Genomic DNA, 12718 nt, shown 5'->3' with positions numbered 1-12718 from the left:
TCCCCGGCGTCCTGCGTGCTCATCAAAGGTCCATTCCGGATTTCCGGCGTGAAGCTAACCGCGCACGACAGAAATGCTTCCGACGATTGTTTTGAGAGCCGCGTCAGAGTAATTGTGGTTCGACGCTTCCAAATGATTGTGCCACGTTAGTTTCTTCATGATGTTTTCGACGTGAACCTTGATGGTGCGTGTGGGGATACGAAGTTTTCTCCCTATCTCCTTGTTGCTTAGACCGTCGCCAATGAGAACAAAAACTTCCTTCTCGGCTTTCGTCATGCGCACCGGCTCTGTTGACGTGATTCTTTTGCTTTTGATCGCGAGTTCAACAATCTTAGAAAAAAGGGTATCTGAAAATTTGGGCGGTAGAACCCTTGCCCCTTCTGCGACCGTGCGTATCGTCATCAGGAAATCATCGAGCGTTGTATCCTTGAGAACAAAACCCAATGCGCCCGCCTTCACATAGCGATGTATGTCTCCCTGCAACGGAGCAAGATCCATCACGACTACTTTTGCCTCTGGAAATTCCCTTTTCAAAGTTTCCACCGTATGCAAACTATTTTGGCTGCGAATATCCAGGTCCAACAATATGAGGTGCGGTTTCAGCTTGTGAATTTTTAGAATTGTACTCTCGCCATCACTCGACACGGCAAATGGTACGATGTCCTTTTGCCGCTTAAGGACCGCCACGAGCCCCTCTCGAAGCAGGTGATTATCCTCGATAATCAACAATCTCGTTTTCTTCATCGAATGCTCCTAAGTGTTCGTCCCTTAAATCTTTCGGAGAATTGAAAGACGTTTCCTGACCCGACTTTATGAGGCAGAAACGATTTCATAATCTGGATACGTCTATAAGCTATCGAGTGGCCGGGCTCGAACATATAGCTCAATAGGATGAAAGAGGGACTAACTCTTCTTAGTGCGGGATTATTCTTCTATGAGCGAAATGCTTTCTTCCGCTTTCATCAGCTCGGTGTTCGTCAGTGCATATTTGGCAATCTGAACGCGGGATTGAAGCAATAGCTTTTCAAGTATGTTGTGGACGTGACTCTTAACAGTGTAGGTCGAAAGATGAAGCTTGTTGGCGATTTCCTTATTGGACAACCCGTCCGCTATCAGCAGAATCACCTGACGTTCGCGCTTTGTCATTCGAACGGCTTCCATTACCCGCGGAGGAATTGTCCCATTGACCGCTTGCTCCACGATCTGGGAGAAAAGCGATCCGGTCATTAACGGAGGCAAAATTTTCTTCCCATGGGCAACCGCCCGAATGGTTTTTAGAAAGTCCGCAGTTGTCGCATCTTTTAATACAAATCCCGACACACCGGCACGAACAAACATCAATATCTCAACTTCTGTCGGAACGAGGTCCATCACAATAACCTTTGTCTGGGGGAAATCCTTTTTTACCACCTTAACGATCTCAATGCTGCTCTGGCTTCTCAATCCAAGGTCAAGAAGTAGTACATTAGGTTTCAAGCCGCGGATCTTCTGCAAAGGGGTCTTACCCCGCCCCTTTTCGGAAACAACCTTGATGTCCGGTTGTCTCTTGATTATCGACGAAATACCCTCCCGCAAAAGAGGGTTATCTTCAATAATAAGTACTCGAATCTTCTCGGCCAAACATTCCTGCCTTTTTGACTTCTGTCTCACGCTTCGCCGGTAGGATGCAAGGACGGATGCCGACGGCTGCGACGCTGTATAAATTAAGGAATTTGCCAAAGTTGTGCAATCGAGGAGCAACTGGAGAGGATATGGAGATGGTCTTATGACTAATTCTCGAAGAAAATCATGCTCAAGAAGATGTACCGCGTTGACATAATTCATCGTCGCATGATCGACAATGGAGAAAGCGGCTTGCTTCGCTTAGCGTGGTAAATCGGGCATTACCGACAAACTCGGTTAGCCTTTTCCCTTCTCAACTAATTGCGGCACTAGAACAGGCTGCCTGATCAACACTTTCTCTGTCCTGTTATTTTCAGCTTTGAGGTAAGCGTTCGGATCATGGTACATCGCTCCCGGCGGAAGCCAGTCCCACAGAGGGCCCAAGTCCTTTCTTATCAGGTCCGAATAGAATCTCGGGATTTCTGTCGTCTCCCGTTCGAAGAATCCACGGAATTGCGAATCGGTTTCCAGCAGCCGCCTTACTTCGGTGAAGTATTTAATTCTACCGAACCCTTCCGACGAAACGGCCCTTACCACATTCATTAAGCGCGGTTTGATCTCGCCATTTGCTCTGAACCGTTTCATGATAGCCTTCCAGGTGAAAGTGTACTTGGTCAGGTCGATGACATTGTCATAAAATTCCGGCCACGAATAGTTCTTCGGCTTCACGTTCATCGCGTGATTATTGTCAAGGAAGTGAAACGGGAACGGCAGGACTTGGCCCGCTCGTTGGTACTCCAGATTGAGAGGCGCCGCTTGGCCGAATGCGGAAAGAAGCGAGTAACCCGGAAAAGCTCCGGGCGTCAAATCCAAAAACCTTTTCGTAAGCTCGAAAGGCTCTGTACCGCCATCGGTGCCGAGTCCTAAGACAAAATTAGCTTGCACGTATGGGATATGCTGCATGATCATGTTAACGTGTTCAGAGACGCGCTTGACTTTTGTCATGCCGGAGATTCCGTTCGTCTTGGACTTCCCTCCAAGCTCGTACCATGACTCAATCCCGGGCAGAATTGCTTTGAAGCCATTGCGCTTAAGCCTCTTTACGTGTTCCTCCGATAACAACGACAAGCTGCTTTCGGCAATAAAGTCTATGCTGTCCGGAGGTACTGCTTCTTCGATAGCGTTCATATAGTCGTCGAATCTTATTCCGAAATTCGGATCGTGCCAGCCGACAACCGGACGTCTGAACTTCTCGAGAAGAAACGACAGGTCTTCCTTCAACACACCGAAGTCGAGCGGCTGGTAAGGAATGACAGAATCAATGCAGAAGCTGCATGTATAAGGACATCCCAAGCTCCCGATCATCGGGACCAATTTTACTATAGGCGCTTTCTTGAGCGTCGCCTCGATAAACTTCCATCGCTCACGCACTCCTGGAATCGAAGCGGGCTGCTGCTTCGCTGTGAGGTGCAAGCCGACCGGCCGATGCTGCGAGCAATCGTTGAGCACCTCTTCGATGACCTTTTTATCCGTCAGACCAACGACGTAGTCGAAATATTTTTGCGCATCCTGCGGATAACAGCGCGCATGCGGGCCGCCGAGTACGGTGATGGCGCCGCGCGATCTGAAAAGATTGCTCAGTGCGTACGCTGTCTGTCCTGCCTCGCTGAACGCACCGATAAAAACTATGTCGACATTTTGCGGAAGCTCGTCTACTAAGTTTTCAAAACCTGTGTAGCATACGAGCGTAACATCGTGGCCCAGCTCCTCGCACCACACTCCAAGTATCTGCGGCATGATGCTCGCGAAGTTTGCATTCATTACACGCGCCCATAGAGCACGCGTCGGCCCCTTCGTTACGAGGTCGATTATTCCTATATGAAGTTTACGTTTGATAATGGCTCCTGTTTTTAACGTTCAGTTGACTTCCGTGCAGTTGAAAGAAAGAATGGATTGGTGCTGCTCGTCCTCTCTTACCGTTGCCTTTCGTCAATGTCCAAAATAAAGAAGCCAGTATCATCATAAAATCAGTCAAAGGGATTAGTTCCTCGGAGCGGTGGGTTGACGGCTAATCGGGGGTCTTCTTAAATAATCCGGATGCATTGGCTTCAGAACGAAGCTGCCTTCATCAGCACCTCAACGGTGTTATTCGTTGACAAGCCCCCGATTCAACTTTTCATTCTTCTTCTCTCTCTTAGCCGCTCTCTTTTCCTTCTTGGATTTCGCCGGCTCTTTCTTTGTGTTCTTTTTACTGTTTTGACCTTTGCTCATGATTTTTTCCTTTTGATTCAGGTTCGCTGCTCAATAAAACAATCTCACGTATTCCTGTATCGATAACAAATTCTAGATGAGCCCTCGGGAAATAACCTGGACACACTTTTCATTGACAGTCAAAATACAGAATCCTATGTCATTATGAAATCAGTCAAAGGGATTAGTTCCTCGAAGGGGGCTATAGTCGCGCTATTTACGCAGGGTCATAAGAGAGGAAAAGACTCAACTAACTGGACTTGCTAAATAATTTGCGCGGGTTCTCGAAAAAACAAACTTCTCAAGAAGATATCGAGTTTCTATCTCAGCGTAACGGACGCAACCGGATGTATTTCACCCCCGCTTACTTTTTCCTTAAGAGCCTAAACCTCTATAATAAAACTGCTCTTCTTCTTTCCCCGCCCGTTAATCCTCTTTTGAAATCGACGCAAAGATTTTTCGGCCCCTGCAAAGGTCTTTTTGACGGAATTCGTCATATTTGAAAACTCTATCGCGGGGTCGTTATCCCCCGAGAATTCCAGGCGAAACTCGACGAGTGCGCTTGCAGCAGACTCGGACAGTTGTGCGATGCCATTGAAATCGAGGACCAACGCAGTTAGATCTTTCTTGCTTCTGTCGGGCCTCGCTCTCCAAAAACTTACGGCGGTCCTGACCAACCTGTCGGCAGAATCCCGCGAATGCAGCGTCTTGGGAATTGCCGTGGCAACCTGGATCGTGAGCTTACCATCGCTTTTTTCTTTCATGTGTCTCCTCATTGAACAATATAACATTCAAACGTTCGTGAATTTCGTTGAGGCCGAAATTAGCAGAGATCATATTGCCACGGAGCAACAATTTCCCTGGAAGAGAAGACTACGAAATAGGAAGGCTCGGCTAACGCGCCTTACCTTCGTGGCCCATCATTCGATGCCATCTTTTCTTCCACGCAGTCCCTGACTTTCTCTCGTTGTGCTCAGGCTTCAGGATGTTGACACTTGCCCGAATGGATCCCTTCGGGACAGGGTACCTCATCATTTCGCCGGTATCTCTCAGTGATATTTCGCCGCGGTATTTGAAGAGTATCTGTTGAAAAAATTTCTTCTCATCTTCCGTCGCGACGAGTGAGATCGCCTCACCTTTTTTCCCCGCACGTGCCGTTCGTCCGACGCGATGCGTATAAGATTCAACATCTTTTGGAATCTCATAATTGTAAACATGCGAAACGTTGTCTATGTCAAGACCGCGTGCAGCCACATCTGTCGCGACAAGTACGTTGAATTTATTCTGCCGGAATTCGCTGGTCACGCGCTCGCGCTGCGGCTGCGACATGTTGCCGTTGAGACAGCGGGCATGTATGCCCATTCCGCCCAATCTCTTTGCGAGCTTCACGGTGATGTGTTTCCTGTTGCAGAAAATTATCGCCAGATGACGCTCTTCCTTGAGAAGACCAGCCAGCAAATCCATTTTCCGTTCGGGCGCAACAGTGCAATATGTCTGCCGCAGGAATATCGGCTTCACCGTGGACGCCAACCGCACATTCTTTGGGTTGCGCAGATACTTCCCTGCAAGTCTCTCGATCTCCTTCGATACAGTCGCGCTGAACAACATCGTTTGATGTTCGGGCGGAAGCTGGCGCGCGATTTTTTCGACGTCTCTGATAAATCCCATATCCAACATCCTGTCAGCCTCATCGCAGACAAAATATTTTATGGAAGACAACTTCACGGCATTCCTGTTCATCAGGTCGATGAGCCTCCCTGGAGTTGCTACAATAATGTTTGCGCTGCGCAGTTTCGATGCCTGCATACTGATTGAGACTCCGCCGTACACCGAAACGATGCCGAGATGTTTGCCTGACGAATACTTGAAGAATTCTCCCGTGACTTGCATGCAAAGCTCCCGCGTCGGTACAAGGACAAGCGCCCGCAGTCCATCGCTCCTCTGAAGATTTTCGATAATTGGGATTGCAAAGCTCAGTGTCTTTCCCGATCCCGTTTCAGATTGTGCGAGCACATCCTGTCCGTTTGCAATCGCCGGAATAATTTCTTCCTGGACCGGCGTTGCCACTGTTATTCCTTGTGCCTCGAGCAAATCCGTTATTTGTCTGCCCAGCACAAAAGATGCTGATTTCATTTAAACCTTTCTTATGTTATGATAAAATTGCGGGGAAGATGAACTCCGTCAAGGATGAACTGGATGGGGACATTCGATTAGAAGACCAAATCCCGGCCTCTGAACACCCCCGGTCGTTTGTCTTTTTACGACGGGAAGGTGTTTATTTATTAAATTAATATAATCATTTCCCCCGAATAGTTCACCATAGATTCTTACACACGTGATTGCTTTCTGCAAGTCGCAGCGAAACGGATTGCCGGTCAGAACTCGTACTCGATGGTGAGACGATGGAATTGGCCGCCGCTGGCATGGCCTTGCCCTGACAGTGAGGAAGAAACAGAACCTTCGCCTGTTGAACTTGACCGACCAATGTATATGGGGACAAATTGTGTGAATGAGTAACCGACAATAAAGGGCCATAACTTCATTTGCACGCCCGCTGACAAGATCGCAGCATCGATCAGGTTTACAGAGATGCCTCTCTCTTTGTAGCCTCTCACGCCGAACACGATGTACTTGGATTCCCAGGATTCCAGCTTAAAATCAGGCCTTGCTCTAAGGATACTCGCCCCGAAAGCACATCTGAGCAGCCTGCTCACTGATGTCTCCCCACCGACATGCATCTGCATTATGTCTATTCCACCTGAAGCCTGCACATTCTCGCGAACAGGAATGGGGGAATCAAATATGCTTACGAAGGGCCAGTCTTCGGCGTAGCCCTCAACGTTGCCGCGTATGGATTGCCATTTGACATCAGCTTCGATGAGTCCACCCGATGAACCGACGGATTGAACGGCTCCCTGAGCAACAGTGTTTTCAAAACCAAACTCGTCAAGCTTACCGTAGGTCTGGTCGCTGGAACAAAATATACCGTTTCCCTCAACAACTGCTCTGGTCAGAGACAAGAGTCCCTTCCAGCCGTTTCCGATGGTAGCGAGACAATGCAACCCGTAGCCGTAGTCCACTCCATCGGGTGTAAACCTTGTGTCAAATGCTCTCGATGAATTTGCCGCCGACGAAATGAAATCCTCATGTCCGGTAGCTAAGACTGACAGGGCGCCAACGGGAACTCGAAGCGTGAAATCGGCCCCCCTTTGCGCATAGTCCAGCGGCAAAAGGCCGTCCGTGCCGGAGATTTGAAGCTGTAGAGCCTGGGAATGTTCCCAGCTTCCCATCTTCAGATTTAGGAGAATCCCCGCCGGGAGAAGAAACGAAAACCTGCTTTCGTAGGCCGCATACTTTTGGGGACTCCTATATGAACGTCCTACTGCAACCCCTACGCGCATCAAACTTCCGAGTGGCGTTTCGTAACTCAGCATGACCGTTCTGTGCTCCGCCTCATAGTTTGCATGTTCAGATGGAGACTGATCCATGATCGCCGACGAGCCCGAGGATTTGACGCTGATTCCCAACCTCGGGCCCATTGGCTCATCTGACAATGCGAGAGACAAGTCGGTCTGCCTGTTGATGTTCTGAAGCAAAGTCTCAGTGCCATCAGAGCAGGCTTCGCGGTAGATGTCATCATCTTTGAAATCAAACCTCAGGCTGGAGTGCACGTACCCCGTGCTTTCTGATGATAAGAGATTCCCTTCATCCAGAGATGAAAAAGGATTTCCTCCGATTGACCTGGACCGCGCATCTCCCGAGAGCAGGAGACTTAGTATATCCTGGGCAGTGGCAACGCGGCAGCCGAAAAGTATTGCCACCACAACAATAGATACTCTACACACTTTGCTGGGTCAGCGACTAAGTCGAATACGACTAGTTGGCCGAAATAATCACGTATGGCATCCAGGACGCGGCGGTGATTCCGAATGCCTGCTTGAACTGCGCATCGGTTGTAATTCCCGGGAAAATTCCATTGAATGTAGGATCCGGGAATGTCCATGTCGAAAAAGATGCCGCCTGCCAAGTAAGGATAGCATCATAGGCATCTCCATCTTTTTGAACGCCTACCGTGTAAGATGGAAGCTTCTGTTTGAAGTTTGGAATCGCGTTATCAAAAAGTTTCCCTAAGTTTATCGTCAGAGTGGTCTGCACACCGGTATTATTGAAATCTCCAGAGACCGTGACAGGGCCGGACAGGAACTGCTTCACGGAGTCCATCGCGTTCTTTATGTCGGTTAATTCCGGGCCATCTTCAGTTCGATATATTATTATCCCGTTGCTTGGATGCTGAATGAGGAATGTGATGCCGTTCTGAATGCTGTTGGCAGCGCCGATAATGTTGGTCTTCACATCTTTCATCCTCTGCGCTCCGTTTGTGCGTAACGCAAGAAAGGCTGAATTGGTTTGCCATGCCTGGTCGACGGCGGACGAATCGGTAGCATCGTAATCGACGTTGTATGAAACGAGAAGCGAACCTGTCGCGTCGACAATCTGGCACGTCGCAAGTAGAGCATATATCTCTGTGAGTCCAATTCGTATTGAGTCTCCAGAATTTTCACCGAGTTGTTGAGGCGGGATGTAGAAAATATAGTCCGAGTGCTGAACCACTACATTCAGATGAGTGATCGCATCCGAGAGCGCCGGCAGAACGACCGTCTCGATGATTCCCTGATAATCGCTGAGTGCGACAGTAGTATCTCCGGCACTGAGGCTCTTATAGATTCGAAGAGGAAAGAGAGGATCTCTAAGAAGCGCGATCATCGATTTCGAGCGGGAGAGAATCGAACTGCTCAGGCCGGTAATTGCTCCCTTTTTGCTGAACGCAGACGACGGTGCAGGCGACAATGCCGGATTCCCTCCGATAACGGTCCTGATGGACGGATTTGAAAAGATTGTAAAGAACTCCGTGGCGGCCATACCGAAGTTGGCGTCGAGGTTGTCCGGATCGGCGTTCAAGGCTTCCTGGTACAATGATGTTGCCGCAGACATATTAAAGCTCGCCGTGTCCTGGCCGTTCGATATAACCATCTCGGCCAATTTTGGTATGAAAATTTGGTTAGCCTGGTCGACTCGCTGCTTCGCGGTTTGCTGGTCGTGCGGTCCCGTTGCGGTATTATTCTTGCTGCACCCGGATAACATCATTATCGCAAACCCGGAAAGAATCAAGATCGAAATTTTCAACTTACCCATGCATCCTCCATTTGTTAGATATTAAGTGCTCTATATGATTTCTTCCAAAGATATCATTGCACTCAACTCGATGTTTTTCCAGAATCCCTGAACCGATATGGAGAAATTTAATGGCGCCCCTCGAAATAATCAACCAACATTGCGATCTCTTTGATCAAGCTTCTATGCCATCTCGCTATTTCTCCTCAGGTTTATAAACTCCTTCTTCGACAGCGTTGCTGAAACAAAGCTTAACAAGACCGGCATCTGCCCGGCTCAAGCTGCGAATTTGTCTCGCAGTTAAGATTTTGTTATGCCTTATGCCGCTCAAATAATCACCGATAAAATCAAGATTCTCTTCAGTCGTCATCCAATTTCGGTTGTCAAATCTCGACAGGTCGACCGGATTAGAATAACTCCGCAATGTCTTCTCACCGATGGTATTTATGTAGAAATCGAAATATGACATCACAAGTTCTCTTAAAGTACGGTAGACAGGTTCACGAAATCGCAGGATCGTAGTATTAGACTTAGCAATCGCACCATAAAAGTTGTCGTACTTGAAGACTGCAACTACGTGATCGTCATCGTTGTCAGCTATCATGTCGACGATCAGCGGTTTGTGTCCAAGCATTCTTAAGGCTGCCGCGCCGAATAACGCCCCTTCAAAACAATTTGCCTTCCTCTCGCGAATGACTCCGCTCGGTGAACTTGTACCAGGCTTAGCGTCGTACGGGATTTCATTTAGAAATATTTGAATGTCGTATGGCTTCTTAAATTGGCCGAAGAAATTTATCTCCTTTTTCGTCAGGCTTAAGTAGACTTCCACTCTCTTCCGTGAATACATTCAACTAAGTCCGAATTTCTTCCTGTTTTCTTCCGTGTCATGATAGATGCGCCACTCCGCCACGAGGCCGTCTGCGATCGTGGCGGTCCAAATTGCCGGATCATGTTGATTCTCTTCAGACCAACAGGCAAATCCCAGCATGATCGCGCAGTTGTGCCTGGATTCGATGCGCTCAAAAGTATTTCTGTACTTTGGAAACATGTCGAAAAATTTTGACCATGCATTCAGCATCTTTTCTCTGCTTCTGGACACATTATTATCGCGGTCGATGAAAGCGTGATCTTCAGTCATGAGCAGACCAAGCCCCTTGACGTCACGATTACTTATGCAATTATTAAATTGCAGTGCAATAAGTTTGGGATCTTTTTCGCTCTCGACCATCTCTCACCAGATCTTAACCCTCCTGTCCGGAGCTCTCCACATCGGCTGGCCGTCTTTGACTCCAAATGCTTTGTAAAATTCTGGAATGTCGCTCAGTGGTCCGTTCACACGCAAGAAATTCGGAGAGTGAACGTCCGTCAAAACTTGCTGCGCCAACGCTTCCGGTCTTGCATGACCAAGCCACGAGTATGCGTAACCCATCCAGAACCTTTGTGAAGGGGTCAGTCCATTAACGGGCTTCCCTTCTTTATATTCTTCTGTTTGCCTGAACGCATCGTAACCTATTACAAGTCCGCCAAGATCGGCAATATTTTCACCGAGCGTCGCCTTCCCGTTTATGTGCATGCTGTCAAGAACAATGTAATCGTCAAATTGATCAACCATCAACTTCGTCTTCGCTTGGAATTTTTCTGCGTCCCCCTTTGTCCACCAGTCTCTCAGATTTCCCTGGGCATCATACTGTCTCCCCTCATCGTCGAAGCCATGGGTCATCTCATGTCCAATAGTGGACGCGCCTGCATACGAATAAACGACCGCATCATCGATGAGCGAATCCGGAACGCCCGGTATTATGAAAATCGCGGCAGGAAGCACGATCTCATTATTCGAAGGATTGTAATAGGCGTTATACGTTTGCGGCGTCATGTCCCATTCCGATCGGTCGACGGGTTTCCCTAATTTGTTCGCGTCTCTGTCGAACCAGAAAATATTTGCATTTATGGTGTTCCTGACATAAGAGCCTTTATCGACAGACAACTTTGAAAAATCTTTCCACTTGTCCGGGTAACCGACTTTCTTTGTCAACTTGCTCAACTTGTAAAGCGCCTTTTGCTTTGTTGAATCGCTCATCCAATCAAGGTTCTTTATTCGCTCTGCGAAGGCAGAGATCATATTGTTGACAAGACTCTCGTAACGCTTCTTAGTTTCAGCAGAGTAATACTTTTTGACATAGACCTGTCCAAGCAGCTCGCCCATGGCACTCTCCGTCGCATCCTGGACCCGTTTCCATCTCGGCCTCTGCTCCTTAACGCCGGCCATGATCGTCCCTTTGAAATGAAAATTCTCAACCTCAATCGGACTGCTGAGCCTGTCCGCGAAAGTATTTACGAGATGCCATCTCAGATATTCCTTCCACTCAGCAATGCTGAATTTGTTCACTGCCACATCGAGCTCGTGGAAAAATTCGGGCTGGCCTACGATAACCGAATCCTGACCCTTCACATCTTCATCCGCGAAGATTTCAGTCCAGTCGATATCAGAATTTTCATGGTTCAAATTTGTCATCGACATCTTATTATAATTTGCGTAAGGATCTCTCAGATCCTCCAATTTCCTCGACGAATCGGCGAGAAATACTTCAATTTGATAGATATCGTTTGCGTTGGCGGTTGAAGTAATCGAATCTTCGCCAACCAGCTCAAGCATTTTCGCCACGTGTTTCTTGTATTCGTCTCTAATTCTTTTGGTACGTTCATCGTTTCTGAAATAATATTCCCTGTTGGGCAGGCCAAGTCCACCCTGCCACAGGTACATCGCATAAGCATCGCTCTTCATCTGATCCTGATCGATAAACAAACCATACATTACATTCACGCCTTCACGCTGAAGAAGTGCAACGACATCGTATAAGTCTTTCTTATTTTTTATGGAGTCGATCCTATCCAATTCCGGTCGAAGCGGGGCTATTCCCTGGCTGTCAATCGTTGTGGAATCCATGCCTGTGAAGTAAAAATCGCCGACCTTCTGTTCGTTGCTTCCCTTCGAGGCATTGGAAGCCTGCGCGTCCTGCAATATACTCTTCAGCCTTGCGTATGTTTCTTCCTGGACAAGGTTACCGATTCCCCACGCGCGTTCAGTCGGCGGAATCGGATTGTTTTTCATCCATGTGCCTGTCGCAAATTTGAAGAAATCGGCTGCCGGATTGACGCTTGAGTCGATGGCATGAGTGAGGAAATCGCCATTCGCCATCCCCTGGGAAAATCCCACAGCTGTCATTAAAAAAAAGGTAAACAATGAGCTATAAAAAAATCTAATCCCTTTCATCTTCTACCACCTTGTTCGTTAATCACGATCGTTTGCAGCAATAACTGTCATAAGAAAACAATGATTAAGATAATGAAAGGAAGCAGAAAAATGAATAGGAATTTTGGTCAGGACCTTATCTTCAGCAGATTCTCGGCAGCTGTTCCCCGGTCAGCATATCGACGACGCGCGTCCCGCCGATCCTGCTTTTCATGACGACCGTGCCATGGTGTTCATCCACGACTTCTCCGATTATTGCAGAATGCTTGCCGAGTGGATGCTCTCGCATAGCCGATAAGACCTTCGCAGACTCCTTCGGCGAGACGAATGCGAGGAGCTTTCCTTCGTTCGCAATATACAACGGATCGAGTCCCAGGATTTCACACGCGCCGCGAACATCATCAGGAATTGGTACGCTTTCTTCTTCTATTAATATTCCGAGCT

12 protein-coding genes are annotated in these 12718 nt (G+C 48.0%); all 12 read right to left on the bottom strand.

Features of this window, described 5'->3' with window-relative positions; translation table 11 throughout:
* Window positions 1–54: 54 nt before the first annotated feature.
* Window positions 55–744, bottom strand: coding sequence for a response regulator transcription factor (locus VLX91_10330; GenBank protein ID HUI30603.1), 690 nt, complete (start codon window positions 742–744; stop codon window positions 55–57).
* Window positions 745–924: 180 nt separating this feature from the next.
* A complete protein-coding gene (locus VLX91_10325) occupies window positions 925–1824 on the bottom strand; it encodes a response regulator transcription factor (GenBank protein HUI30602.1) in 900 nt (299 codons plus the stop codon).
* A 75-nt stretch (window positions 1825–1899) separates the two neighbouring features.
* The gene (locus tag VLX91_10320; protein ID HUI30601.1) at window positions 1900–3399 is read right to left on the bottom strand and encodes a hypothetical protein; all 1500 of its coding nucleotides are present in this window, start codon (window positions 3397–3399) and stop codon (window positions 1900–1902) included.
* A 348-nt stretch (window positions 3400–3747) separates the two neighbouring features.
* A complete protein-coding gene (locus VLX91_10315) occupies window positions 3748–3873 on the bottom strand; it encodes a hypothetical protein (protein ID HUI30600.1) in 126 nt (41 codons plus the stop codon).
* Window positions 3874–4235: 362 nt separating this feature from the next.
* Window positions 4236–4616 (bottom strand): hypothetical protein, encoded by a 381-nt coding sequence (locus VLX91_10310; GenBank protein ID HUI30599.1) that lies wholly within the window; start codon window positions 4614–4616, stop codon window positions 4236–4238.
* Window positions 4617–4746: 130 nt separating this feature from the next.
* The gene (locus VLX91_10305) at window positions 4747–5985 is read right to left on the bottom strand and encodes a DEAD/DEAH box helicase (GenBank protein HUI30598.1); all 1239 of its coding nucleotides are present in this window, start codon (window positions 5983–5985) and stop codon (window positions 4747–4749) included.
* 242 nt (window positions 5986–6227) lie between these two features.
* Window positions 6228–7673, bottom strand: coding sequence for a hypothetical protein (locus VLX91_10300; protein HUI30597.1), 1446 nt, complete (start codon window positions 7671–7673; stop codon window positions 6228–6230).
* Between the two features lie 55 nt (window positions 7674–7728).
* Window positions 7729–9045, bottom strand: a complete 1317-nt coding sequence (locus VLX91_10295; GenBank protein HUI30596.1) for a hypothetical protein — start codon at window positions 9043–9045, stop codon at window positions 7729–7731.
* Window positions 9046–9220: 175 nt separating this feature from the next.
* A complete protein-coding gene (locus tag VLX91_10290) occupies window positions 9221–9853 on the bottom strand; it encodes a hypothetical protein (GenBank protein ID HUI30595.1) in 633 nt (210 codons plus the stop codon).
* Between the two features lie 18 nt (window positions 9854–9871).
* Window positions 9872–10252: a hypothetical protein gene (locus VLX91_10285; protein ID HUI30594.1), complete on the bottom strand. Its 381-nt coding sequence runs from the start codon at window positions 10250–10252 to the stop codon at window positions 9872–9874.
* 3 nt (window positions 10253–10255) lie between these two features.
* Window positions 10256–12295 carry a M13 family metallopeptidase gene (locus tag VLX91_10280; protein ID HUI30593.1) on the bottom strand — a complete coding sequence of 680 codons (2040 nt, stop codon included), beginning with the start codon at window positions 12293–12295 and terminating at the stop codon, window positions 10256–10258.
* 121 nt (window positions 12296–12416) lie between these two features.
* The coding region (locus tag VLX91_10275) for an AIR synthase-related protein (protein HUI30592.1) at window positions 12417–12718 on the bottom strand (302 nt) is incomplete at its 5' end.

The organism is Candidatus Acidiferrales bacterium, assembly GCA_035515795.1.
Taxonomy (GTDB): Bacteria; Bacteroidota; Ignavibacteria; order Kryptoniales; family JAKASW01; genus JAKASW01.
Note: the sequence above shows the minus strand (reverse complement) of the source record. Positions and strands in the feature narration are given on the sequence as shown.